The sequence below is a fragment of the Halomonas sp. SS10-MC5 genome (genome assembly GCF_015992245.1).
Lineage (GTDB): Bacteria > Pseudomonadota > Gammaproteobacteria > Pseudomonadales > Halomonadaceae > Halomonas > Halomonas sulfidoxydans.
Genome location: NZ_CP065435.1, coordinates 567898 through 592862 on the forward strand (window position 1 = coordinate 567898; position 24965 = coordinate 592862).

General features: G+C 68.1%; 25 protein-coding genes and 1 pseudogene. 15 read left to right on the forward strand and 11 right to left on the reverse strand.

Annotated elements, in window-relative coordinates:
- Nucleotides 1–21 precede the first annotated feature (21 nt).
- The 5 genes from lpxB (at nt 22) to tilS (ending at nt 7949) form a co-directional block, all read left to right on the forward strand.
- Nucleotides 22–1263, forward strand: coding sequence for a lipid-A-disaccharide synthase (gene lpxB / locus I4484_RS02650; protein ID WP_197449497.1), 1242 nt, complete (start codon nt 22–24; stop codon nt 1261–1263).
- A complete protein-coding gene (gene rnhB, locus I4484_RS02655) occupies nt 1260–1871 on the forward strand; it encodes a ribonuclease HII (RefSeq protein WP_197449498.1) in 612 nt (203 codons plus the stop codon). Before lpxB ends, rnhB begins: the two co-directional genes overlap by 4 nt.
- Nucleotides 1872–1900: 29 nt before the next feature.
- Nucleotides 1901–5404, forward strand: a complete 3504-nt coding sequence (gene dnaE / locus I4484_RS02660; RefSeq protein WP_197449499.1) for a DNA polymerase III subunit alpha — start codon at nt 1901–1903, stop codon at nt 5402–5404.
- Nucleotides 5405–5692: 288 nt separating this feature from the next.
- Nucleotides 5693–6646, forward strand: a complete 954-nt coding sequence (accA, locus tag I4484_RS02665; RefSeq protein WP_197449500.1) for an acetyl-CoA carboxylase carboxyl transferase subunit alpha — start codon at nt 5693–5695, stop codon at nt 6644–6646.
- Nucleotides 6630–7949: a tRNA lysidine(34) synthetase TilS gene (gene tilS / locus I4484_RS02670; RefSeq protein ID WP_197449501.1), complete on the forward strand. Its 1320-nt coding sequence runs from the start codon at nt 6630–6632 to the stop codon at nt 7947–7949. Before accA ends, tilS begins: the two co-directional genes overlap by 17 nt.
- A 15-nt stretch (nt 7950–7964) precedes the next feature.
- On the opposite strand, the pseudogene I4484_RS02675 reads toward tilS, so the two are convergent.
- Nucleotides 7965–8861, reverse strand: a pseudogene (locus I4484_RS02675) (Ppx/GppA family phosphatase); the annotation flags it as partial.
- Nucleotides 8862–9368: 507 nt separating this feature from the next.
- On the opposite strand from I4484_RS02675, the gene rho reads away from it, so the two are divergent.
- The 9 genes from rho to I4484_RS02710 all read left to right on the forward strand — a co-directional run bounded on the left by rho (nt 9369) and on the right by I4484_RS02710 (nt 16186).
- Nucleotides 9369–10628, forward strand: coding sequence for a transcription termination factor Rho (gene rho / locus I4484_RS02680; protein ID WP_111412893.1), 1260 nt, complete (start codon nt 9369–9371; stop codon nt 10626–10628).
- A 239-nt stretch (nt 10629–10867) separates the two neighbouring features.
- Nucleotides 10868–12367, forward strand: coding sequence for a 4-hydroxy-3-polyprenylbenzoate decarboxylase (ubiD, locus tag I4484_RS02685; protein WP_197449503.1), 1500 nt, complete (start codon nt 10868–10870; stop codon nt 12365–12367).
- The gene (locus I4484_RS02690; protein ID WP_197449504.1) at nt 12364–13143 is read left to right on the forward strand and encodes an NAD(P)H-flavin reductase; all 780 of its coding nucleotides are present in this window, start codon (nt 12364–12366) and stop codon (nt 13141–13143) included. The genes ubiD and I4484_RS02690 overlap by 4 nt, the downstream gene beginning before the upstream one ends.
- Nucleotides 13140–13853, forward strand: a complete 714-nt coding sequence (gene folM, locus I4484_RS02695; RefSeq protein ID WP_197449505.1) for a dihydromonapterin reductase — start codon at nt 13140–13142, stop codon at nt 13851–13853. The genes I4484_RS02690 and folM overlap by 4 nt, the downstream gene beginning before the upstream one ends.
- Before the next feature lie 37 nt (nt 13854–13890).
- Nucleotides 13891–14016 (forward strand): hypothetical protein, encoded by a 126-nt coding sequence (locus I4484_RS20955; RefSeq protein ID WP_267956410.1) that lies wholly within the window; start codon nt 13891–13893, stop codon nt 14014–14016.
- 63 nt (nt 14017–14079) lie between these two features.
- A complete protein-coding gene (locus I4484_RS20960; protein ID WP_267956409.1) occupies nt 14080–14211 on the forward strand; it encodes a hypothetical protein in 132 nt (43 codons plus the stop codon).
- 132 nt (nt 14212–14343) lie between these two features.
- Nucleotides 14344–14508, forward strand: coding sequence for a hypothetical protein (locus I4484_RS02700; protein ID WP_197449506.1), 165 nt, complete (start codon nt 14344–14346; stop codon nt 14506–14508).
- A 6-nt stretch (nt 14509–14514) separates the two neighbouring features.
- Entirely contained in the window at nt 14515–15597 is a 1083-nt protein-coding gene (locus tag I4484_RS02705; RefSeq protein WP_197449507.1) for a 3-deoxy-7-phosphoheptulonate synthase, read from the forward strand.
- A 76-nt stretch (nt 15598–15673) separates the two neighbouring features.
- Entirely contained in the window at nt 15674–16186 is a 513-nt protein-coding gene (locus I4484_RS02710) for a DUF3087 family protein (RefSeq protein ID WP_197449508.1), read from the forward strand.
- Here the strand turns inward: I4484_RS02710 and hemB are convergent.
- On the reverse strand, nt 16183–17190 hold the full coding sequence (gene hemB, locus I4484_RS02715; RefSeq protein WP_197449509.1) for a porphobilinogen synthase: 1008 nt from the start codon (nt 17188–17190) through the stop codon (nt 16183–16185). The two genes, I4484_RS02710 and hemB, sit on opposite strands and share 4 nt — an antisense overlap.
- A gap of 234 nt (nt 17191–17424) precedes the next feature.
- Between hemB and elbB the strand changes: the two genes are divergently transcribed.
- Nucleotides 17425–18087, forward strand: a complete 663-nt coding sequence (elbB, locus tag I4484_RS02720; RefSeq protein WP_197449510.1) for an isoprenoid biosynthesis glyoxalase ElbB — start codon at nt 17425–17427, stop codon at nt 18085–18087.
- Between the two features lie 73 nt (nt 18088–18160).
- Here elbB and tatC read toward each other — a convergent pair whose 3' ends face one another.
- From tatC to hslU, 9 genes are all read right to left on the reverse strand, one after another.
- On the reverse strand, nt 18161–18940 hold the full coding sequence (tatC, locus tag I4484_RS02725) for a twin-arginine translocase subunit TatC (RefSeq protein ID WP_197449511.1): 780 nt from the start codon (nt 18938–18940) through the stop codon (nt 18161–18163).
- Nucleotides 18937–19362 (reverse strand): Sec-independent protein translocase protein TatB, encoded by a 426-nt coding sequence (gene tatB, locus I4484_RS02730; RefSeq protein WP_197449512.1) that lies wholly within the window; start codon nt 19360–19362, stop codon nt 18937–18939. Before tatB ends, tatC begins: the two co-directional genes overlap by 4 nt.
- Before the next feature lie 6 nt (nt 19363–19368).
- The gene (gene tatA, locus I4484_RS02735; protein ID WP_197449513.1) at nt 19369–19638 is read right to left on the reverse strand and encodes a Sec-independent protein translocase subunit TatA; all 270 of its coding nucleotides are present in this window, start codon (nt 19636–19638) and stop codon (nt 19369–19371) included.
- Nucleotides 19639–19685: 47 nt separating this feature from the next.
- Nucleotides 19686–20021 (reverse strand): phosphoribosyl-ATP diphosphatase, encoded by a 336-nt coding sequence (locus I4484_RS02740; protein WP_197449514.1) that lies wholly within the window; start codon nt 20019–20021, stop codon nt 19686–19688.
- 30 nt (nt 20022–20051) lie between these two features.
- A complete protein-coding gene (gene ubiB / locus I4484_RS02745) occupies nt 20052–21674 on the reverse strand; it encodes a ubiquinone biosynthesis regulatory protein kinase UbiB (RefSeq protein ID WP_197450897.1) in 1623 nt (540 codons plus the stop codon).
- On the reverse strand, nt 21674–22297 hold the full coding sequence (locus I4484_RS02750; RefSeq protein ID WP_197449515.1) for an SCP2 domain-containing protein: 624 nt from the start codon (nt 22295–22297) through the stop codon (nt 21674–21676). Before I4484_RS02750 ends, ubiB begins: the two co-directional genes overlap by 1 nt.
- The gene (ubiE, locus tag I4484_RS02755; protein WP_197449516.1) at nt 22297–23064 is read right to left on the reverse strand and encodes a bifunctional demethylmenaquinone methyltransferase/2-methoxy-6-polyprenyl-1,4-benzoquinol methylase UbiE; all 768 of its coding nucleotides are present in this window, start codon (nt 23062–23064) and stop codon (nt 22297–22299) included. Before ubiE ends, I4484_RS02750 begins: the two co-directional genes overlap by 1 nt.
- A 98-nt stretch (nt 23065–23162) precedes the next feature.
- The gene (locus I4484_RS02760; RefSeq protein ID WP_197449517.1) at nt 23163–23546 is read right to left on the reverse strand and encodes a gamma-butyrobetaine hydroxylase-like domain-containing protein; all 384 of its coding nucleotides are present in this window, start codon (nt 23544–23546) and stop codon (nt 23163–23165) included.
- A 95-nt stretch (nt 23547–23641) separates the two neighbouring features.
- Entirely contained in the window at nt 23642–24964 is a 1323-nt protein-coding gene (hslU, locus tag I4484_RS02765) for an ATP-dependent protease ATPase subunit HslU (protein WP_197449518.1), read from the reverse strand.
- Nucleotide 24965 lies beyond the last annotated feature (1 nt).

Genomic DNA, 24965 nt, shown 5'->3' on the forward strand with positions numbered 1-24965 from the left:
CGGCTTCGCAACGGGTCTGATATGAGCAAGCTTGCGCGTGTCTATATCGTCGCCGGCGAGATGTCCGGCGACCTGCTCGGGGCGAGCCTGATGCGCGCGCTGAAGGCGCGCCATCCCGAGGTGCAGTTCCGCGGTATCGGGGGCCCGGGCATGATTGCCGAGGGCATCGACAGCCGCTTCCCGCTCGAGACGCTCTCGGTCATGGGGCTAGTGGAGGTGCTCAAGCATCTGCCCGAGCTGGTACGGGTGCGGCGAGCCCTGCGCGCCGATGCCCTGGCCTGGCAGCCGGACGTGATGATCGGCATCGACGCCCCCGACTTCAATCTCGGCCTCGAGCGCCAGCTGCGCGAGGCGGGCCTCACCACGGTCCATTACGTCAGCCCGACGGTCTGGGCATGGCGCCAGGGCCGGGTGAAGGGCATCGCGCAAGCAGTCGACGCCATGCTCACCTTCCTGCCCTTCGAGGCCGCCTTCTACGAGCGGCATCGTCTGCCGGTGGCCTTCGTCGGCCATCCGTTGGCCGACGAGCTTCCGCTGGTCAGCGATCGCGCCGGTGTGCGTGACGAGCTCGGCCTGCCGCCAGACGATCCGGTGCTGGCCGTACTGCCGGGTTCGCGGGCCAACGAGATCCGCTTTCTCGGCGTGACGTTCCTGGACGCCGCCGAGCGGCTGTGCCGGGAGCGACCCACGCTACGGGTGGTGATCCCGGCGGCAACACCGCTGCGCCGAGAGGAACTCGAGCGCCTGCTGGCCACCCGCCCGACGCTGGCGGGGCGGGTCACGCTCCTCGACGGCCGGGCGCGCCAGGCGATGGTGGCCAGCGACGCGGTGCTGCTGGCCTCGGGCACGGCGGCGCTCGAGGCGATGCTGTGCCACCGCGCGATGCTGGTGGCCTACCGCATGGCGCCGCTGACCCACTGGCTGGCCCGGCGTCTGGTCAAGACGCCGTGGATCTCCCTGCCCAACCTGATCGCCCAGGCGTCGCTGGTGCCGGAGCTGATCCAGGACGCCGCGACGCCCGAGGCGATCGTCGCGCATGTCGGGTCGATGCTCGACGATGACGAGGCTCGCGCCCGCCTGGAGGCGCGCTTCGCTGCCCTGCATGCCGGACTGCAGCGCAACGCCAGCGCCCGGGCGGCCGAGGCCATCGAGGCCGTGGTGGCGGGGCGCCCGCTGCCGACCGAGCTGTCCAGCGATGAGTCCCTGGTGGTGAGCGCCACGCGGCCGGCCGAACGAACGCCGAAAGGGAGAGAAGAGACATGAGTGACTGTCCGTTTCCCCCGCTGGTGATCGACTACCAGGGCCATCTGCTCGCCGGTGTCGATGAGGTGGGCCGTGGGCCGCTGGTCGGCGCGGTGGTGGCAGCGGCGGTAATCCTCGATCCGCTGCGCCCCATCGCGGGGCTGACCGACTCCAAGAAGCTCACGCCGCAGCGGCGTGAGGCGCTGGATACCGAAATCCGCGACAAGGCGCTGGCCTTCGCCGTGGCCGAGGCCACGCATGCCGAGGTCGACGAACTCAACATCTACCACGCCACGCACCTGGCCATGCGCCGGGCGATCGACGCCCTGCCGCTGGCGCCGGAATACCTGCTGGTGGACGGCAACCGCCTCCCCGGGCATCATGTTCCCGGCCAGGCGATCGTCAAGGGGGATGCCCGCCATCCGGCTATCGCCGCCGCCTCGATACTCGCCAAGGTGGCGCGCGATGCCCAGATGGTGGCGCTCGACGGCCTGTTTCCCGACTACGGCTTCGCCCGCCATAAGGGCTATGCCACGCCCGAGCACCTGGCTGCACTGGAGCGCCTCGGGCCGCTGCCCGAACATCGCCGCTCCTTCGCCCCGCTCAAGGGGCAGCTCGAGCTGCTCTAGATCATTTACCGCCTAGCCCCGAGCCTCTTATGACCACGCCTTTCGTTCATCTCCGCGTGCACACCGAATATTCCCTGGTCGACGGCCTGGTGCGGCTCAAGCCGCTGCTCAAGGCCACCGCCGAGCAGGGCATGCCGGCGCTGGCCGTGACCGACGAATCCAACCTGTTCGGTCTGGTCAAGTTCTATCGCGGTGCCCAGGGCAGCGGCCTCAAGCCGGTGATCGGCGCCGACCTGTGGCTGGCCAATCCCCACGACGAGACGCACCCCTACCGGCTGACGCTGCTGGCGATGAACGACACCGGCTATCGCAACCTCACCGAGCTGATCTCGCGGGGCTGGATGCAGGGACAGCGCCAGGGGCGCGCGGTGCTGGAGAAGGCCTGGGTGCTCGAGCAGAGCGAGGGCCTGATCGCGCTGTCCGGCGGCCGTGAGGGCGAGATCGGCCGCCACCTGCTCGCCGATCACCGCGATGAGGCGCGCGCGCTACTGGAGGAGTGGCAGGCGGCCTTCCCGGAGCGCTTCTACCTGGAGCTGACCCGCACCGGGCGACCGCTGGAGGAGGAGTGCGTGCACCTCTCGGTGGAACTCGCCATGGCCTCGGGCACGCCGGTGGTGGCCACCAACGACGTGCGCTTCCTCGAGCGCGACGACTTCTGGGCCCACGAGACCCGGGTCTCCATCGGCGAGGGCAAGGCGCTGGACGACCCGCGCCGCGAGCGCAAGTACACCGAGGAGCAGTACCTCAAGAGCCCGGCGGAGATGGCCGAGCTGTTCGCCGACATTCCCGAGGCGCTGGAGAACAGCGTGATGATCGCCGCGCGCTGCAACGTCGACGTGCGCCTGGGCGAGATCTTCCTGCCGGAGTTCGAGATTCCCGAGGGCATGACCCAGGATGAGTTTTTCCGCAAGGTCTCCCACGACGGCCTCACCGAGCGCCTCGACTTTCTCTACCCGGCCGAGAAGTATCCGCGCGACGGCGCCGAGTTCGCCGAGATCGACAAGCGCTATCGCGAGCGGCTGGACTTCGAGCTCGACATCATCATCCAGATGGGCTTTCCCGGCTACTTCCTGATCGTGATGGACTTCATCCAGTGGGCCAAGGACAACGACGTGCCGGTGGGGCCGGGGCGCGGCTCCGGGGCCGGCTCGCTGGTGGCCTATGCGCAGAAGATCACCGACCTCGACCCGCTGGAGTACGACCTGCTGTTCGAGCGCTTCTTGAACCCCGAGCGGGTCTCGATGCCCGACTTCGACGTCGACTTCTGCATGGAGAAGCGCGACCGGGTGATCGAGTACGTGGCCGACCGTTACGGCCGCAATGCGGTGTCGCAGATCGTCACCTTCGGCACCATGGCGGCCAAGGCGGTGGTACGCGACGTGGCCCGCGCCCAGGGCAAGCCCTATTCGCTCGGCGACAAGCTCTCCAAGCTGATTCCCTTCGAGGTGGGCATGACCCTGGCCAAGGCCATCGAAGCGGAGCCGGCGCTCAAGGAGTTCGTCGAGAATGACGAGGAGGCCGCCGAGATATGGGAGATGGCGGTCAAGCTCGAGGGCATCACCCGCGGCACCGGCAAGCACGCCGGCGGCGTGGTGATTGCGCCGACCAAGCTGACCGACTTCTCGCCGCTGCTGTGCGACGAGGAGGGCAACGGCCTGGTCGTGCAGTTCGACAAGAACGACATCGAGGAGGCCGGGCTGGTCAAGTTCGACTTCCTCGGGCTGCGTACCCTGACCATCATCGACTGGGCGCTGGAGATGGTCGACAAGGTGCGGGCGGTCAAGGGCCAAGGACCGCTCGACATCGACAGCATCCCGCTCGATGACGGTCCCACCTTCGAGATGCTCAAGCGCGCCGAGACCACGGCGGTGTTCCAGCTCGAATCGCGCGGCATGAAGGAGCTGATCAAGCGCCTGCTGCCCGATTCGCTGGAGGACATGATCGCGCTGGTGGCGCTGTTCCGTCCCGGGCCGCTGCAGTCGGGCATGGTCGACGACTTCATCAACCGCAAGCACGGTCGCGCCGAGATCTCCTACCCCCACCCGGACTACCAGCACGAGTGGCTCAAGCCGGTGCTCGAGCCCACCTACGGCATCATCCTCTACCAGGAGCAGGTGATGCAGATCGCCCAGGTGCTGGCCGGCTACACCCTGGGCCAGGCCGACATGCTGCGCCGGGCGATGGGCAAGAAGAAGCCCGAGGAGATGGCCAAGCAGCGCAGCGGCTTCATGGAGGGCTGCGCCGCCAACGGCATCGACAAGGAGCTGGCCGGCAACATCTTCGACCTGGTGGAGAAGTTCGCCGGCTACGGCTTCAACAAGTCGCACTCGGCGGCCTACGGCCTGGTCTCCTACCAGACCGCCTGGCTCAAGACGCACTACCCGGGCCCGTTCATGGCCGCGGTGATGTCCACCGAGATGGACAACCTCGACAAGGTGGTACCGCTGATCGAGGAGTCGCGGCGCATCGGCCTGACCGTGACGCCGCCGGACGTCAACATCGGCGCCTACAAGTTCACCGTCGATACCGAGGGCCGCGTGGTCTACGGCCTGGGTGCCATTCGTGGCGTAGGCGAAGGGCCCATCGGCGCCATCGTCGAGGCTCGCGAGGCCGACGGCCCGTTCACCGACCTGTTCGACTTCTGCCGCCGGGTCGATCCCAAACGCATGAACAAGCGCACCCTGGAGGCGCTGATCCGCTCGGGAGCGCTGGACAACCTGGGGCCGAACCGGGCGGTGCTGGCCGCGGCACTGGACGACGCCATCCGCGCCGCCGCCCAGACCCAGACCAACCAGAGCCTCGGCATGTTGGACATGTTCGGCGAGGCCTTCGCCGACGACGAGGCCGAGAGCGACCCCTACGAGGCCTATCGCAGCGCCCGCGAGTGGACCGACAAGGAGCGTCTGGCCGGCGAGAAGGAGACCCTGGGGCTCTACCTCACCGGCCACCCCATCGACGAGTACGAGAAGGAGCTCGCCCGCTTCGTCTCCACCCGCATCAGCGATCTCAAGCCCTCACGGGAGCCGCAGCGCGTCGCCGGCCTGGTGGTGGCGTTGCGCACCATGAAGTCCAAGCGCGGCGACACCATGGCCTTCGTCACCCTGGACGACCGCACCGGACGCATCGAGGCGTCGCTGTTCGGCGAGCTCTACGACCAGCTGCGTGGCCAGATCGAGGCCGACCAGGTGCTGATCGTCGAGGGGGAGGTCTCCAGCGACGACTTCTCCGGCGGCCTGCGCCTGCGCGGCAAGGAGATCACGCCGATGGTGGCGGCCCGCGCCCGCTACGGCGAGGCGGTGGAGCTGTCGCTCGACGGCACCCGGGTCAACGGGAGGCTGGTGGAGAGCCTGCGCGAGAGCCTCGTGCCGCACCGCGACGATGGCGGCCTGCCGGTGCGCCTGCGCTACCGCAACGACGCCGCTGCCGGCTGGCTGGAGCTGGACGCCCAGTGGCGCGTGGCCCCCAGCGACGAGCTGCTGATCGCGCTGCGTGAGGTGGAGGGGCAGGACGGCGTGCGGCTGAAGTACCGCTAGGTATCGACGATGGGTGTTGGCGCCGAGAAAGGCAGCGGGGCTGACCCGGCGACAGGCCTGAGAGGAGGCGCTGTGAACCCTTCCCTGTGCGCTACTTTTGCCATCCATGGCAAAAGACCTCCTCTTCGGCCTGTCCCCGGCAGCCCTCGGTGCTGGCGAAGTCCGCATACGTTGCCTTGCGCCGCGCGTTGAGGGTGCGATAATGCCCGACACTCGATTTTATGGCTTCCGGGGCGAACAGCGTTCATCATGCCCCGGCGACAGCAAAGACAAGGCGGCCCAGCCACTATGAATCCCAACTACCTCGATTTCGAACAGCCCATCGCCGAACTCCAGGCCAAGATCGAAGAGCTGCGCCTGGTCGGCAACGACAGCCAGCTCAACCTCAGCGACGAGATCGGTCGCCTCGAGGAGAAGAGCCGCAAGCTCACCGAGTCGATCTTCAAGGACCTGAGCCCCTGGCAGGTGTCGCAGCTCTCGCGCCACCCCCAGCGCCCCTATACGCTCGACTACCTCGAGCACGTCTTCACCGACTTCGACGAGCTGCACGGCGACCGGCGCTTTGCCGACGATCCGGCCATCGTCGGCGGCGTCGCCCGCCTCGACGACCGCCCGGTGATGGTCATCGGCCACCAGAAGGGCCGCGACGTCAAGGAGAAGGTGCGGCGCAACTTCGGCATGCCGCGCCCCGAAGGCTACCGCAAGGCGTGCCGCCTGATGGAGATGGCCGAGCGCTTCAAGATGCCGGTGCTCACCTTCATCGACACCCCGGGCGCCTACCCCGGCATCGACGCCGAGGAGCGCGGCCAGAGCGAGGCCATCGCCTACAACCTGGCGGTGATGTCGCGGCTCAAGACCCCGATCGTCTCCACCGTGGTGGGCGAGGGCGGCTCCGGCGGGGCGCTGGCGATCGGCGTATGCGACGAGCTGGCCATGCTGCAGTACTCCACCTACTCGGTGATCTCGCCCGAGGGCTGCGCCTCGATCCTGTGGAAGAGCGCCGAGAAGGCCGCCGACGCCGCCCAGGCCATGGGCATCACCGCCGAGCGGCTGCAGGAGCTCGGCTTCGTCGATACCCTGATCGAGGAGCCGCTGGGCGGCGCCCACCGCCACCCGCAGACCACCGCCGAACGGGTCAAGGAGGCGCTGCTGGCGAGCCTGGATCGGCTCGAGGCGATGGATACCGAGGCGCTCCTCGAACGGCGCTATGAGCGCCTGATGAGCTATGGCGCACCGGCATAAGAGAGTCTCGCTGCAGGCCCTGATCGACGACGCCCTGGCGGAGACCCCGCCGGGGCGTGTCGTCTGGGTGGCGCTCTCCGGCGGGCTGGATTCGAGCCTGCTGCTCACCCTGGCGGCCGCAGCGTGCCGTCTACATCCCCGGCCGCTGCGTGCGCTGCACGTCCACCACGGCCTGCAGGCCGCCGCCGGCGACTTCGAGACCCACTGCCGGCGGCTCGCCTCGCGGCTCGGCGTACCGCTGTTCGTCGAGCGCGTGGCGGTCGAGCGCGACGCCGGGCTGGGGCTGGAGGGCGCGGCGCGCCAGGCGCGCTACGACGCCTTCGCGCGGCGCGTAGCCCCGGGCGAGACGCTGTGGCTGGCCCAGCATGGCGACGACCAGGCCGAGACCTTCCTGCTGGCCGCCCTGCGCGGCAGCGGCGTGCGCGGCCTGGCCGGCATGCCGGCCGGGCGCGAGTGGCGGGGCAGGTGCCTGGTGCGCCCCCTGCTCGCCCGCTCGCGGGCCGAGCTCGAGGCCGAGGCCGCGCGGCGCGGGTTGCGCTGGGTCGAGGACCCCTCCAACGCCGACGAGACGCTCGATCGCAACTTCCTGCGTCGCCGCGTGCTGCCGCTGCTGGCGCAGCGCTGGCCCCACGCGGGCGAGGCGCTGGCGGCCAGCGCGCGCCAGGCCGCCGAAGCCGACGCGCTGATCGCCGATCTGTCCGCCGTGGATCTGGCGGCGGTCTTGGGGGACGACGCCGCGTGCCTGCCGCTGGCGGGGCTGGGGCGCCTATCGCCGGCGCGTCGGCGCGTGCTGGTGCGGCACGCCTGCCACCGTCTGGGGTTGCCCACGCCGCCCGCGGCGCGTCTCGAGGCGCTGCTTGCCCAGTGCGATGCGCGTCATGACGCCCGGGTGAGGGTCACCTGGACCGGCGCCGAGGGGAGGATCTGGCGCGGACACCTTCACTTGTTGTCGAGCCGGCCGCCGCTGGCGCCGACGTGGCAGGTCGAATGGGACGGCGTCTCCCCCCTGGCGACTCCTTGGGGAACCGTCGACGTCACGCTCGTTCCCGAGGAGGGCGGCCAGGCTTCGCTGCGCCTCATGCCGCGCCAGGGCGGCGAGAGTCTGCGTCTGGCACGGCGCGGAAGTCGCGATCTCAAGCGCCTGCTACAGGAAGCGGAGGTACCGCCATGGGAGCGCGAGCGGCTGCTGGTGGCCTGGCACGGCGAGGTGCCCGTGGCGGCGCTTCAGTCCGACGCGATACGCTGGCTGGCGGTGGCCGAGGGGTGGCGGGCCTCTGTCGGCGAGGGGTCAGCGTCGAGCTGAGAGGCCCCGAGCCAGCATGTCGTGCAGCACCCCTTCGCGCAGCGCCCCATCGGCGTAGCGCATCGTGGTCAGCCCGAACGCCTCGAAGATCGCCCCGAGAATGGCCACTCCGGCGGGAAAGATGCGCGCGCGATCGGGCTTGAGGCCTTCCAGGGCGACCCGGTCGAGGTGGCCGCACTGGACCAGGCGCCGGCGCAGCTCTGCCAGGCCGGTCCGGGTGATCTCGCCGGGCGTGCCGCCATCGGCTGCCAGTACCGAAGCGGCGGCCTTGATGGTGCCACTGGAGCCCAGTGCCTCGTCCCAGCCGAGTTCGCTGTAGCTCGCCTTGAGGGGGGCGAGCCGTGCCAGTACGTCCGCTTCGGCCTGCTCCATGCGTGCGGCACTCAGCTGGCCATCGGCGAAGTGGCGCCGGGTATGGGTGACGCAACCGATGTCGAGGCTCTCCAGCATCAGCGGTTTCAGCCGTTCACCGACGATGAATTCGGTGGAGCCTCCGCCGATGTCGACGACCAGGCGGCGGCCGTTCTCGGCCAGGGCGTGGGCCGCGCCCAGATAGATCAGGCGGGCTTCCTCGTGGCCGGGAATCACCTCGACGCGGCAGCCCAGCAGCGCTTCGGCGCGGGCGATGAAGACCCGACGGTTGCGCGCCGTACGCAGCGCGCTGGTCCCGACCACACGCAGGCATTCGGCGCCGACGCCGTCCAGCAGCGGCGCGAAGCGGGCGAGACACGCCATGGCACGCTCCATCGAGGCGTCGTCCAGGCAATTGGTGGCGTCGAGGCCGGCGGCCAGCTGCACCTTCTCACCCAATCGGGCCACCACCTGAAGCCGGTCGTCCTGATACTGCGCGACCAGCAGGTGAAAGCTGTTGGAACCCAGGTCGATCGCGGCCAGGCGCACTGCCTGGGGCATGTCGACAGCGTCGCTGACGAGATTGGGCCGTTCCGTGGGTGAGTTCATCGAAGCATCCTGATAGTCAATGGCTAAAGGGTGCGGCGACTCCCCGGGCGTGTCAATCGCACAAGGTTGATCTGCGGGGTTGCGTTCGTCGCCGGCCTTGACTAACATCGGGTCGTTCGCCTGTTCCGAATGCTTTCCGACCGAGACACGACGTCCGCGTCGCGGTCAACATCAAGTCGTCAGTCAGCCCCCTTTTTGTCGCCCTGTCATGTGCCGTTAGCCTCGGTGGCACTTGAAACGCACCAGGCGAAGAGTCCCGGCGACAAGAAGCGCTGCTCCCTCTAACACGATACCGTGCCGGCGACCCTTGCGCAGAGTGGTCGTACCGCGACGGGCATCGCTCATGAGCGACAGCTTCCCGGGCGCTGAACGCACCCAAGCGGCGTACCGTTCTTTCTCCGCACCATTCCCACGGCCGCCGTGCCGCCACGCTGACATGAGCAACTTCCGAACGCACCGATGAATCTTACCGAACTCAAGCAAAAATCCGTGCCGGACCTCCTGGAGATCGCCCGTGAGATGGGCATCGACAACCTGGCCCGCTCGCGCAAGCAGGACATCATCTTCGCCATCCTCAAGAAGCACGCCAAGAGCGGCGAGGACATCTACGGCGACGGTGTTCTGGAAATCCTCCAGGACGGCTTCGGCTTCCTGCGTAGCGCCGACAGTTCCTACCTGGCCGGCCCCGACGACATCTATGTCTCGCCGTCGCAGATCCGTCGCTTCAACCTGCGCAAGGGCGATTCGATCTCCGGCAAGATTCGTCCGCCGAAGGAAGGCGAGCGCTATTTCGCGCTGCTCAAGGTCAGCCAGATCAACTTCGACAAGCCGGAAAACGCCAAGCACAAGATCCTGTTCGAGAACCTCACGCCGCTGTTCCCCCAGGAGCGGCTGCGCATGGAGATCGGCAACGGCTCCACCGAGGATCTCACCGCGCGCATCATCGATCTCACCGCCCCCATCGGCAAGGGCCAGCGCGGCCTGATCGTCTCGCCGCCCAAGGCGGGCAAGACGCTGATGCTGCAGAACATCGCCACCTCGATCACGCGCAACAATCCCGAGTGTCACCTGATCGTGCTGCTGATCGACGAGCGCCCGGAGGAGGTCACCGAGATGTCGCGCACCGTGCGCGGCGAGGTGGTCGCCTCGACCTTCGACGAGCCGCCGGCGCGCCACGTGCAGGTCGCCGAGATGGTCATCGAGAAGGCCAAGCGCCTGGTCGAGCACAAGAAGGACGTGGTCATCCTGCTCGACTCCATCACCCGCCTGGCGCGCGCCTACAACACCGTGGTGCCGAGCTCCGGCAAGGTGCTCACCGGCGGTGTCGACGCCCACGCCCTGGAGAAGCCCAAGCGCTTCTTCGGCGCCGCGCGCAACATCGAGGAGGGCGGCAGCCTGACCATCATCGCCACCGCGCTGGTCGACACCGGCTCGAAGATGGACGAGGTGATCTTCGAGGAGTTCAAGGGCACCGGCAACATGGAAGCCCACCTGGACCGCAAGCTCGCCGAGCGCCGCGTCTATCCGGCGATCAACATCCGCCGCTCCGGCACTCGCCGTGAGGACCTGATCGCCTCCGAGGACGAGATGCAGCGCATGTGGATCCTGCGCAAGCTGCTCAACCCGATGGAGGATACCGCGGCCACCGAGTTCCTTATCGACCGCCTGAAAGATACCAAGACGAACCTGGAATTCTTCGAGGCGATGAAGCGCCGTTGATCGGAGCTGTTAGGCTTCGATTGCTAGGCCAAGGCTAGCGGCGCCGGGGACAGGTCGAAGAGGAGGTCTTTTGCCATGGATGGCAAAAGTAGCGCCCAGGGATGGGTTCACAGCGCCTCCTCGACGGTCCGGCGCCTGTCGACGGAGTGGCCGCGGGTAAGGATGCGTTGGCCGGCGGGGAAGAGGAAGGGGCGGCATGCTATGCTGCCCCTTTCGTCGTTCCGGAAACGGGAAATCGAATGAAGTACAACGATCTGCGCGACTTCATCGCGGCCCTGGAGGCCCAGGGCGAGCTGGTGCGTGTTGTAGCCGAGGTGGACCCTTACCTCGAGATCACCGAGATCTGCGACCGCACCCTGCGTGCCGGTGGCCCGGCGCTGCTGTTCGAGAACGTCAAGGGGCACGACATGCCGCTGCTCGGCAACCTGTTCGGCACACCGAAGCGGGTCGCCATGGGCATGGGCCAGGACAGTGTCGAGGCGCTGCGCGAGGTGGGCGAGCTGCTCGCCTTCCTCAAGGAGCCCGAGCCGCCCAAGGGCTTTCGCGACGCCTGGGACAAGCTGCCGATCTTCAGGCAGGTGATGAGCATGGGGCCCAGGACGGTGCGCAGCGCCCCGGTGCAGCAGGTGGTGCTCGAGGGCGATGACGTCGACCTTGACCGCCTGCCGATCCAGCACTGCTGGCCCGGTGATGCCGCGCCGCTGGTCACCTGGCCGCTGGTGGTCACCCGCGGGCCGCACAAGAAGCGCCAGAACCTGGGCATCTACCGCCAGCAGAAGCTGTCGAAGAACCGCCTGATCATGCGCTGGCTGTCGCACCGCGGCGGCGCGCTCGACTTCCAAGAGTTCCAGCAGACGAACCCCGGCGAGCCCTTCCCGGTGGCGGTGGCGCTGGGCGCCGACCCGGCCACCATTCTCGGCGCGGTGACCCCGGTGCCGGACTCGCTCTCCGAGTACGCCTTCGCCGGCCTCCTGCGCGGCTCGCGCACCGAGCTGGTCAAGTGCGGCCACGCCGACCTCGAGGTGCCGGCCTCCGCCGAGATCATCCTCGAGGGCTTCATCTACCCCGACGATACGGCGCCGGAAGGGCCCTACGGCGACCATACCGGCTACTACAACGAGGTCGACGAGTTCCCGGTGTTCACCGTGACGCGCATGACCATGCGCCGCGACGCCATCTACCATTCGACCTACACCGGACGACCGCCCGACGAGCCGGCGATCCTCGGCGTCGCGCTCAATGAGGTGTTCGTACCGATCCTGCGCAAGCAGTTCCCCGAGATCGTCGACTTCTACCTGCCGCCGGAGGGCTGCTCCTACCGCATGGCGGTGGTGACCATGAAGAAGCAGTACGCCGGCCATGCCAAGCGCGTGATGATGGGCGTATGGAGCTTCCTGCGCCAGTTCATGTACACCAAGTTCGTGGTGGTGCTCGACGACGATGTCGACGCCCGCGACTGGAAGGACGTGATCTGGGCCATCACCACCCGCATGGATCCTGCCCGTGATACCGTGATGGTCGAGAACACACCCATCGACTACCTCGACTTCGCCTCGCCGGTGGCGGGGCTGGGGTCCAAGATGGGGCTGGATGCCACCACCAAGTGGCCCGGCGAGACCGATCGAGAATGGGGCACGCCCATCGTCATGGACGAGGCCGTCAAGGCCCGCGTCAGCGAACGCTGGAACGAGCTGGGCATTCGCCTGCCCCCCCACCCTGACGACAAGAGGCCTGCATGACCCCGAGGACCCTGAGCTGCCAGGTGACGGCAGTGGAGGACCTGACTCCCGACGTGTTCCGCGTGCGCCTGGAAGGGCGCGCCGAAGCCATGGCGCACGCGCCGGGCCAGTATCTCGAACTCAAGCTGGACGACGAGACCTGGGTGCCGTTCTCCATCGCCAGTGCGCATGCCGGCGACGGCACCCTGGAGCTGCACATCCAGCACTGGCCGGAGCGCGAGAACTCCGCCCGGCTGCGCGAGCTGATCGTGGTGGCGCACCACCTGACGGTACGCCTTCCCGGCGGCGACTGCGTGCTGGACACCACCAGCCGGCGGCCGCTGCTGCTGGTCGCCGCCGGCACCGGCTTCGCCCAGGCGAAGGCGATCGTCGAGGCCTCGTTGCACGAGGTGCCGGAGCGCCCCATCGAGCTGTGGTGGGCCGCCCGCGAGCGGCGCGACCTCTACCTCGAGAGCCTGCCGCGGCAGTGGGCCGAGAGCCACGAGAACGTGCGATTCCACGTGGTCACCGAGGCGGCGCCGGAGCCGCCGGTCACCGGAGAGCGCATCCAGGGCCACCTGGGCCGTATCGACCAGGCGCTGGCCACCGGGCTCGAGGACGTCAGCGGCTACGATGTCTATCTTTCCGGCTCGCCGGGCATGGTCTATGCCTGCGTCGACGTGCTGGCTTCGCTGGGCCTCGAGCCGAGTCGGGTCTTCTCCGACGTCTTCGCCTACGCGCCGCGCCGACCGTTGGTGCCGACCGCCGGGGTGCTGCGCCGGGGGAGCGCGGGGTGAGCGCCTCGCCGATCCTGATCACCGGCGGCGCCCAGCGCCTGGGTCGTCACTGCGCCGAGCGCCTGGTCGAGGATGGGCACCCGGTGATCATCAGCTATCGCCGCGAGCGCCCGGAGCTCGAGGCGATGCGCCGCCGCGGCATCGTCGCCCTTTACGCCGACTTCTCCAGCGAAGCCGGCATTCTCGACTTCATCGCCCGGCTCAAGGACGAGACGCAGTCGCTGCGGGCCATCGTGCACAACGCCAGCGACTGGACACCGGACCGCCAGGGCGACGAGGCCGGCGCCGACTTCGAGCGACTGTTTCGCGTGCACATGCAGGCGCCCTACCTGATCAACCTGCACGGCCGCGAGCTGCTCGAGGCGTGCGGTGAACCCCAGCGCGACATCGTGCACATGACTGACTACGTGGTGCAGAAGGGCTCGAAGCAGCACGCGGCCTACGCCGCCACCAAGGCGGGGCTGGCCAACCTGACGCTCTCCTTCGCGGCAATGTACGCCCCCGCGATCCAGGTCAACGCCATCGCGCCCGCCCTGATCATGCTGGGGGCGGATGACGACCAAGCCTACGCCGAGCAGGCGCGAGCCAAATCGGTCATGGGGATGGTGCCGGGGCCGGGGGTGGTCTACCAGAGCCTGCGCTACCTGCTCGACAACCGCTACGTCACCGGCATCACGCTACCGGTCGATGGCGGCCGCCACCTCCGCTAAAATGGTGTCCCCCCCTGACAACTCGAGAGGAGCCGACATGGCTTACGACCCCGACTTCAAGGACGACAGCGGCCTGCTGTCCATCGTGCTGGGCCTGGTGGTGCTGGTCAGCATGAGCGCACTGCCGGCCACCATCGGCTGGTACCAGGTGTTCGCCGGCTGACGGCCACGCTTGCCAAGCCTGCCCTGATCGGGCACGATGAGGCGAGAACATCGGGAGACGACCATGACACCGAAGCCGCATACGAACCTTGCCGTCGCCTACCGCGCCCCGAGCGCGGTGGCGGCGCATGGCGTCGGCTTCGGTGGTCAGTACTGGTATTGGTTTAGCATCGGTGTGCCCGCGGCCGGGTCCTGAGCGAGGACAGCGCCGCGAAGGCACACCCTAACCGGGTTGCCTCCCACGAAACCCCCGGTCGGCAACCCCGACCGGGGGTTTTGCGTTGGTCGCCCGGTTTTCGCCCGACCCTTCAACCAGAGGAGAAGCACCATGACCGCACGTCGCGCCACTTTCGCCGCCAACGCCCGTTACGCCTATTATGGCTGGGACTACGGCTGGCGATTTAGCGCCGCGCGGTCGGTCCAGTGCGCCACCTCCGACCGTGAGATGACCGGTGGCATGACGACACGATGTTTGCCGATCCCACGGAGTTGAAGACACATGAATGCCCCCGCATCGCTTGCCCAGCGCCTGGCCGACAGCCATGACGATTCTGCCGCCCCTCCCTCCAGCCGGGTCGGGATGACCCTGCCGACGCCCGGCGAACTGCGCCGGCGCCTTCCCGTCTCGCCCCGGGTGGCGGAACGCCTCTCGGCCCAGCGCCGCGCCATCCAGGAAGTGGTCGTCGGTCGCGACGACCGGATGCTGGTAGTGGTCGGCCCCTGTTCGATCCATGAGCCCCTGGCGGCGCTGGAGTATGCCCATCGCCTGGCCGAGCTGTCGCCCAGGGTAAGCGATCGCCTGCTGCCGGTCATGCGGGTCTACGTGGAGAAGCCGCGTACCACGGTCGGTTGGAAGGGGCTCGCCTACGACCCCGATCTGGACGGCAGCGGCGACATGGCCCGCGGCCTGCACCTGTCGCGCCACCTGATGCACGAGATCGCCGCGCTGGGGCTGCCGGTGGCCACCGAGGTGCTGCAGCCGATGCTGGCCGCCTACCTCGGCGACCTGGTGGCCTGGGTCGCCATCGGGGCCCGCACCACCGAATCGCAGCTGCACCGCGAGCTGGCCAGCGGCCTGGACGCGGCGGTGGGCTTCAAGAACGCCACCAGCGGCGACGTAGGCGTGGCGGTGGACGCCATTCGCGCGGCGGCGCATCCTCACCAGCATTTCGGCCTCGACGAAGAGGGCCGCCCGGCGCTGCGCGAGACCAGGGGCAACCCGCATGCCCACGTGGTACTGCGTGGGGGGCATCGGGGGCCCAACCACGACGGCGTCTCGGTGCGTGCCGCCCGCGAGGCCCTGGAGGCTGCCGGCCTGCCGGCCCGGCTGATGGTCGACTGCAGCCACGCCAACGCACGCAAGGATCATCGCCGCCAGGCGGAGGTGCTGCGCGACGTGGTGGCACAGCGAGCGGCGGGCGAGGCGTCTCTCATGGGGCTGATGCTGGAGAGCTACCTCGAGGAGGGCAAGCAGCCCCTGACCCCCGGTGCGCTGCGCCATGGCGTGTCGGTGACCGACCCCTGCCTGGGCTGGCGGGAAACCGAAGCGCTGCTGCTGGAAGCCGCCGAGCGGCTGCGCTGAGCCGCGAGGAGGGCGACTGTACCTCGGCGCGCGATGCCGGGATAATCCCGCCATCGCGTTGCCACAGGAGCCCTCCATGCCGTTTACCTTCGAACACCACGATCCCGAGACCTACCGCCGCAAGGCCAGGATCATCAGCGTGGCCATGGCCGGCCAGCTGATCGTCTTCGGCCTGGTGTTTTCCCAGCTGCTGGTGGCGGCCTTCGGCTCCAGCCTGTGGCTCAACGCGCTGGGGGTATTCCTCGGGCTGCTGGCGACCAGCCTGACCTTTGCCGTGCTGCGCGAGCGGCCATGGATGCGCGAGATGCGCTACGTCTGGCAGCTCAAGCACCATCTGTCCCGGCTCAGCGGCTACCTCGCCACCCTGCGTCGCGAAATGGACCAGGGCAACGGCGTCGCCCTCCACCTGATGACCGCCTATCACCAGGGCATGGCGCAGCTGGCCGAGCTCAACGGCCGCACCCTGGATGACGACGGAGAGCTGCTCGGCGAACGTGCCAGGATCCGCCAGCTGCGCGAGGAACGCGGGCTGGCCGCCCGGGTCGACGGTTTCGATCCTCACGACCTGGCGGCCTTCAAGCGAGGCTAGCCGGCGAGCAGGCGCGCGGCGCGCTTGGCGAAGTAGGTCAGCACGCCGTCGGCGCCGGCGCGCTTGAAGCACATCAGCGATTCGAGGATCACGGCGTCGGCCTCGAGCCAGCCGTTGTCGAAGGCGGCCATGTGCATGGCGTACTCGCCGCTCACCTGGTAGGCGTAGGTGGGCACCCGCAGCTCGTCCTTGACGCGCCGCACGACGTCCAGGTACGGCATGCCGGGCTTGACCATCACCATGTCGGCCCCCTCGGCCAGGTCCAGCGCCACCTCGTGCAGCGCCTCATCGCTGTTGGCCGGGTCCATCTGGTAGGTGCGCTTGTCGGCCTTGCCGAGGTTGGCCGCCGAGCCCACTGCGTCGCGGAACGGGCCGTAGTAGCGCGAGGCGTACTTGGCGCTGTAGGCCATGATGCGCACGCTGTGCAGGTGCTCCTGCTCGAGCACCTGGCGGATCTCGCCGATGCGCCCGTCCATCATGTCCGATGGGGCGACCACGTCGGCGCCGGCTTCGGCATGCGACAGCGCCTGCTTGAGCAGCGTCTCCACGGTGCGGTCGTTGAGCACGTAGCCGCTGTCGTCGATGATGCCGTCCTGGCCGTGGATGGTGTAGGGGTCGAGGGCGACGTCGGTGATGAGGCCGAGCTCCGGCACCGCGGCCTTGAGTGCGCGCACGCTGCGCTGGACCAGGCCGCTGGCGCTGTAGGCCTCCTCGGCGAGCTCGCTCTTCAGCGACTGGTCGACCACGGGGAACAGCGCCAGGGCGGGGATGCCCAGGTCGTGCGCCTCGCGCGCCTCTTCGATCAGCAGGTCCAGCGACAGCCGCTCCACGCCCGGCATCGAGGGCACGGCCTCGCGGCGCTGCTCGCCGTCGAGCACGAACACCGGCCAGATCAGGTCGGCGGCGGTCAGGGTCGATTCCCGCATCAGCCGGCGCGAGAAGTCGTCGCGGCGCATGCGGCGCATCCGGGTGGCGGGGAACTGGCGCGTGGTCATGAAACTCAAGATGTTCTACTCCGGCAGTGGGGCCGCGTTGCGCCATTGGCATGACGTAACGGAAGTGTGCCCCGGCAAGGATGACAGTGCGATGGCGTTCGAATGCGTTTCGTCGAGTATATCAGCGCCACCCCGTGCGGGAAGTCACGCCTTGTCGCACCCGTTGCGACTCTCTAAAGTGTGGGCTTCAGGATTCGAGGCGAAGCTCTTCAACCGAGGCGCCTTTACAACAAGGAGAATGGCATGAGCAAACAAGTGGCGGTCATCCTGGCGGGCTGCGGCGTTCAGGACGGTTCGGAGATCTACGAGACCACCCTGACCCTGCTGCGGCTGGATCAACTGGGCATCGGCCATCGCTGCTTTGCACCGGACATCATGCAGCATCACGTCATCGATCATCGCAGCGGCGAGGTGGCCGAAGGTGAATCACGCAGTGTGCTCACGGAGTCGGCTCGCCTCGCGCGGGGTAATATCGCGCCGCTGGAGGAGCTCGAGGTCGACGAGTTCGACGCGGTGATCCTGCCCGGTGGCTTCGGTGCGGCCAAGAATCTGTCCAACTTTGCCGAAGCCGGCAGTGACATGGAGCCTCTGCCGGAACTGGTCGAGGCGCTGGCACCGTTCCACGAGGCGCGCAAGCCGATCGGGCTGATGTGCATTGCACCGGCGCTGGTGCCCAAGCTGCTGGGGCCTGGCATCGCCGTGACCATCGGCCACGATCCGGGTGTCGCCGGCGCGATCAGCTCGATGGGCGGCCTGCATCGCAGCTGTGGCGTCGAGGACATCGTGGTCGACTTCGAGAACCGCGTGGTGACCACGCCGGCCTACATGCTCGCCACGCGCATCGGCGAGGCCGCCACCGGCATCTTCAAGCTGGTCGAGCGCATCGATGAACTGATGGATCTGTGACCCACCGCGGCAATGCAAGGCGCCCCCGCTTCGTCGGAAGCGGGGGCGCTTTCGCTATGGCGCGACGGCCGGTTCAGGCGTCGTCGCGCTCCTCGGCCGACATCGCTGCGTCTTGCCGGCGCCGGCGCACCAGACGGCCGAACAGGATGCCCACCTCGTAGAGCAGGTACATCGGGATGGCCAGCAGGCTCTGAGAGATCACGTCGGGCGGCGTCAGCAGCATGCCGATCACGAAGCAGCCGAGGATGATGTAGGGCCGCTTCTTCGTCAGGCTCTCCACCGTAGTGGCGCCGGAGAGGATCAGCAGGAAGGTGGCGATGGGGATCTCGAAGGCCACGCCGAAGGCGAAGAACAGCTTGAGGACGAAGTTCAAGTACTGGTTGATGTCGGTCATCACCGCCACGTTCTCCGGCCCGGTCTGGGTGAAGAACTGGAACAGCAGCGGGAAGACGACGTAGTAGGCGAAGGCGGCGCCGGCATAGAACAGCCCCACGCTCGAGGCCAGCAGCGGCAGCGCCAGGGCCTTCTCGTTGTCGTAGAGCCCGGGGGCGACGAAGGCCCAGGCCTGGTGCAACACGTAGGGGATGGCGACGAACACCGCCACCACCAGGGTCAGCTTGAACGGGGCCAGGAACGGCGAGGCCACCTCGGTGGCGATCATCTGCGAGCCTTCCGGCAGCATGCCCATCAGCGGCTGGGCCACGAAGGTGTAGATCTCGTTGGCGAAGGGGTAGAGCCCCAGGAAGATCACCAGGATCGCCACCACGGCGCGCAGCAGGCGCGAGCGCAGCTCGATCAGGTGCTCGATCAGGGGAGCCTGGCCAAGTTCCTGCTTGTCGTCGGAGTCGCTCATCGGGAAGCGGCGTCCTTGTCATCGTCGGAGGGGGAGGGAGGCTCGCTGCCGGCAGCCCGGGCGTCGGCCAGGGCATCGTCGAGGCGCGCGGAGGCCGGCGGTGTCGCCTCGCCGTCGCCCTCGGCGGAGCGCTTGGCGTCGGCCTGGCCTGGCGTCGGAGCGGGGTCGGCGATGCTCTCCACGTCGCGCTTGGCCTTGCTCAGGCTCTCGTCGAGCTTGGCCTGCTGCTCCTTGAGCTTCTGGCGCAGCTCCTCCGCCTCGAGCTGCGAGTTGATCTCTCGCTGCATGCTCGACACGGTGCGCTTGATCTTGCCGACCCACAGCCCCACGGTGCGCGCCGCCTTGGGCAGGCGCTCCGGGCCGAGCACGAGCAGGCCCACGATCCCGAGGACCAGGAGTTCGAGGAAGCCGATATCGAACATGGAGGCTTACTTGCGCTCTTCCCGTTCCTCGACGCTGTCCGCCGCCTTCTTCTCCTCGGCGCGGACGTCATACGTGTTGGGCTGCTCTTCGTGGGTCACCTTGGCCTGCGGCTTGTCGTCCTTGCCCGCCTTGTCTTCTTCATTGACGGCCTGCTTGAAGCCCTTGACCGCGCCACCCAGGTCGGAACCGACGTTGCGCAACTTCTTGGTGCCGAAGATCAGGATGATGATGCCGAGTACGATCAGCAGTTGCCAGATACTGATGCCACCTAACATGAAGCGTTACCTCTGAGTCGGGTTTCCGGCGAATCCGGAAGCCAATTTCACTTGGACCTTGCGGCCTTCTCTTCGTGCCCGGAGATTCCGAAACGGCGGGCCAACTCGTCTAGCACGTCCCGGTGGTCGAGTCCGAGATGCGACAGCATCACCAGGCTATGAAACCACAGGTCGGCGGTTTCGGCGACCAGTGCCTTGCGCTCGGCGTCGCCGCCGGCCTCGGCGTCTTTGGCCGCCAGCAGGGTTTCCGTGGCTTCCTCGCCGACCTTCTCGAGTATCTTGTTGAGCCCCTTCTGATGCAAGGCGGCCACGTAGGAGTCGGCGGGGTCGGCGCTGCGACGGCTTGCCAGGACGCCGAAGAGTTCATCGAGAATATCATGCATGCGGGCGACTCCGGTTGCGATGGATCAAGTTCACTGCCAGGCCAGCAGGGCGAGGCCCAGCACGGCGATCAGCAGCACCGGCCAGGGCTGTCCCGCGGCCCACTCGGAGAGCGGTTGCCAGGCCAGCGCCAGGCCGGCCAGCAGCAGCCCCAGGCGCAGGCGGCGCCCACCGCGCCGGCTTTCGCGCAGCTGGTGCTGGATGCCGCCCAGGGCGTGGGCCTGGCGCCGCCGCTGGCGATGCTCGTGCTCGATACGGCTCAGCGCCTGGTGGGCCACGGAAGGCAGCTCGGGCAGCTGGCGCGACAGCTCCGGCGCCTGACGCTTGAGCGATTCCCACAGGCCCACCGCGCCGGCGCGCTCGTGCATCCAGCGTTCCAGATAGGGCTTGGCGGTGCTCCACAGGTCGAGGTCGGGATAGAGCTGGCGCCCCAGTCCCTCGATGTTGAGCAGGGTCTTCTGCAGCAGCACCAGCTGTGGCTGCACCTCCATGTTGAAGCGCCGTGCGGTCTGGAACAGCCCCAGCAGCACCTGGCCAAAGGAGATGTCCTTGAGCGGCTTCTCGAGGATCGGCTCGCACACCGTGCGGATGGCGGCGGCGAACTCGTTGGCACGCGTGTCCTCGCCGACCCAGCCCGACTCGATGTGCAGCGCGGCGACCTCGTAGTAGTCCTGATGGAAGAAGGCGAGCAGGTTGCGCGCCAGGTAGTCCTGGTCCTCGCGGGTCAGGCTGCCGACGATGCCGCAGTCGATGGCGATGTACTGCGGGTCGTGGGGGTGCTCGCGGGACACGAAGATGTTGCCCGGATGCATGTCGGCATGGAAGAAGTTGTCGCGAAACACCTGGGTGAAGAAGATCTCCACGCCGCGTTCGGCGAGCCGCTTGAGGTCGGTGCCCTGGGCGCGCAGCGCGGCGATGTCGGCCACCGGGATGCCGTGGATGCGCTCCTGCACCATGACCCGGCGGCGGGTGTGCGACCAGTGAACCGTGGGCACGTGAAGCAGCGGCGAATCCTTGAAGTTGCGTTTGAGCTGCGAGGTGTTGGCGGCTTCCTTGTGCAGGTCGAGCTCGTCGAACAGGGTGGCCTCATAGTCACGAACCACCTCCACCGGGCGCAGCCGTCGCGCTTCTGGCAGCAGGGCCAGCAGCCCCGCCACCCGGTACATCAGCGCCATGTCCTGGCGCATCACCCGGTCGATGGCGGGGCGGATGATCTTGACCACCACGTCCTCGCCGCTGTGCAGGCGGGCGGCATGTACCTGGGCAATGGAGGCCGAGGCCAGCGACTCGGGCTCGAAATGGGCGAAGGCGGCGTCGAGTGGCATGCGAAGCTCGGCCTCGACCAGAGCCCTCGCCTCCTCGGCGGGAAAGGGCGGCACCTGGTCCTGCAGGCGCCTCAGCTCGTTGGCGATCTCCTCGGGCAGCAGGTCGCGGCGGGTGGAGAGCAACTGGCCGAACTTGACGAAGATCGGGCCCAGCGATTCGAGCGCCAGGCGCAGGCGTTCGCCGCCGGTGCGGCGTCCCACCGGCACCAGGCGCAGCGGCGAAAGCAGGAAGGCCAGCCGCAGCCACCACGGCAGGCGTTGCAGCGGCAGCAGGGTATCGAGGCGGTAGCGGGTGATCACCCAGATGATGCGCAGCAGCCGTAGCCCCATCATGGCGCGGCCTCGTGTTCCAAGCGGCGGCGCAGCCTGGCCAGGCGGGCCTCGAGGCGGTCGGCGGCCACCTCCAGCTCGGTGAGGTGGTCGCGCAGGGTCTCGAACTGGTGACGCCCGGGCAGCAGGCGCGCCTCCTCGAACACGTACTCGGCGATATCGGCGCGCATCTCCTCCTGGGCACGCAGGCCCCAGCGGGCCATGCGCCTGAGCCCCTCGGCCAGGCTGTGGGCAGGCACGTCGCCGAGCCAGCGGGCGAGCTCCGCCTCCCAGTCGATGTCGAGGTCGAAGAACAGCTCGCGCACCTCCTCGAGCAGGTGGACCCGGCCCCGCACCGCCAGGCGGCCGCGGAACATCAGCCGCTCCATCGATTCGCCGCCGAGCAGCTCACCGAGCGTCTCGGCATCGAGTTCGACGACGGCGTCGGCGCTTCCCTCGTCGAGCTCTTCCTGGCACATCAGGTCGACGCCACGCGGATGGAAGCTCAACAGTAGCGTCAGGGTGGGGTGCTCCAGGCGCAGCAGCAGCCGGCTGCCGGCCAGCCGGGCCAGACGCGAGGGCGCGGCCAGATCGCGGGCGAGAAGGGCATTGAGGGTACGCTCGATGCCGGCCAGGACCAACATTATAACTTGATGCCGCGATGCAGGGCGACGATGCCGCCGGTGAGATTGGTGTACTCGACCCGCTCCAGGCCTGCCGCTTCCATCATCGCCTTGAGCGTCTCCTGGTCGGGGTGCATGCGGATCGACTCGGCCAGGTAGCGGTAGCTGTCGGCGTCGCCCGCCACCATCTGGCCCATCACCGGCAGCAGGCGAAAGGAGTACTCGTCGTAGGCGCGAGTCAGCAACGGATTGCCGGGCTTGGAGAACTCCAGCACCAGCAGGCGGCCGCCGGGCTTGAGCACGCGGCACATGGAGCGCAGCGCGGCGTCCTTGTCGGTGACGTTGCGCAGGCCGAAGGCGATGGTGATGCAGTCGAAGCTGTTGTCGGGAAACGGCAGGCACTCGGCATTGGCCTGCACGTATTCGACGTTGCCGCCGACGCCGTGGTCGAGCAGCTTGTCGCGGCCGACCCGCAGCATCGAGGCATTGATGTCGGCCAGGACCACGCGACCGCGGGGCCCCACCAGGCGCGAGAACTTCAGCGTCAGGTCGCCGGTGCCGCCGGCGATGTCGAGCACGCTGTGGCCGGGGCGCACGCCCGCGCGCTCGATGGTGAGCCGTTTCCACAGCCGGTGGATGCCCAGCGACATGAGGTCGTTCATGACGTCGTAGCGCGCCGCCACGGAGTGGAAGACGTCGGCCACGCGCGAGGCCTTCTCCGCTAACGGCACTTCCTGGTAACCGAAATGGGTGGTGCGCTGGTCCCCGGAGGTGGAGTGAGGGCTCATGCGAAAGGGCTCCCGAGTCGCTGCGGAAAGGTGAGGCGGGCCTCGTTCAGGGCCACATTGTAGCCTTCGGCAACGGCGCTTGTCTTGACGCCCGTCTCCTACAGCTGCTTGATTTCGATGCCCAACGGCTCGCGGCTGGCGCCGGCCTTCTCCAGGCGCTCGAGGTAGTCGGCCCAGTAGGCCTCACGGTTCTCGATCAGCTCGAAGAGATATTCCCAGCTGTACAGGCCACTGTCGTGGCCGTCGTCGAAGGCGAGCTTGACGGCGTAGCGGCCCACCGGCTCGATGTTCTTCAGGCCGACATCCTTCTTGCCGACCTGCAGCACGGCCTGGCTGGGATGATGGCCGCGCACCTCGGCGGAGGGCGAGTAGACGCGCAGGTACTCGACAGCCAGGCGGTGGCTCTCGCCGTCGGGGTAGGTGAGCTCCAGCTCGCGGGCCTTCTTGTGATAGTGGATCTTGCTGGGGATGGGGGCTGTCATGGGCAGACTCCTGACGTCGAGCTTCGAGCTTCGAGCTTCGAGCTTCGAGCTTCGAGCTTCGAGCGGCTCGTGGCCCGAAGCCCGTGGCACGTGGCTTACAGAATATACCGCGACAGATCCTCGTCCATGGCCAGCTCGCCGAGCTGGGAGTCGACGTAGGCGGCATCGATCGCCAGCGGGCTGCCGAGGTCGGCGCCCTTGAACGAGGCCTCTTCCAGCAGCCGCTCCATCACCGTGTGCAGGCGCCGCGCACCGATGTTCTCGGTGCCCTCGTTGACCTTCCAGGCGATCTCGGCGATGCGTTCGATGCCATCCTCGGTGAACTCGATCTCGAGTCCCTCGGTGGCCAGCAGCGCCTTGTACTGCTTGGTCAGCGCGGCGGAGGGCTCGGTGAGGATGCGCTTGAAGTCCTCGGGCGTGAGCGCCTCGAGCTCGACCCGGATCGGCAGGCGGCCCTGCAGTTCGGGGATCAGGTCGGAGGGGCGCGACAGGTGGAAGGCGCCGGAGGCGATGAACAGGATGTGGTCGGTCTTGACCATGCCGTACTTGGTCGAGACGGTGGAACCCTCGATCAGCGGCAGCAGGTCGCGCTGCACGCCCTCGCGGGAGACCTCGCCGCCGCTGGACTGGCCGCTGCCCTTGGCCACCTTGTCGATCTCGTCGAGGAAGACGATACCGTTCTGCTCCACGGCGTCGATGGCGCGGTGCTTGATCTCCTCCTCATTGACCAGCTTGGCGGCCTCCTCGTCGCGCAGCAGGGCGAAGGCATCCTTGACCTTGACCCGGCGGGTCTCGGTCTTGTGGCGGCCCATGTTGGAGAACAGGCTCTGCAACTGGCTGGTCATCTCCTCCATGCCCGGCGGGGTCATGATGTCGATGCCCGGCCCCTGGGGGGTGATCTCGATGTCGATCTCCTTGTCGTCGAGGTCGCCCTCGCGCAGCTTCTTGCGGAAGATCTGACGCGTCGAGCTGTCGGCACGGGGGCTCTCCTCCTGGCCGCGGGGCGGCGGCAGCAGGGCATCGAGGATGCGATCCTCGGCGGCGTCCTCGGCGCGATGGCGCACCTCGTTCTTGGCCTGCTCGCGCACCAGCTTGATGGCGGCCTCGGTGAGGTCGCGGATGATCGATTCGACGTCGCGGCCGACGTAGCCCACCTCGGTGAACTTGGTCGCCTCGACCTTGATGAAGGGCGCGCGGGCCAGTTTGGCCAGGCGCCGGGCGATCTCGGTCTTGCCGACCCCGGTGGGGCCGATCATGAGGATGTTCTTGGGCGTGACCTCGGGGCGCAGGTCGTCGTCGAGCTGCATACGCCGCCAGCGGTTGCGCAGGGCGATGGCGACGGCGCGCTTGGCGTCCTGCTGGCCGACGATGAACTGGTCCAGGGCGTGAACGATCTCGCGGGGTGTCATCTGGGACATG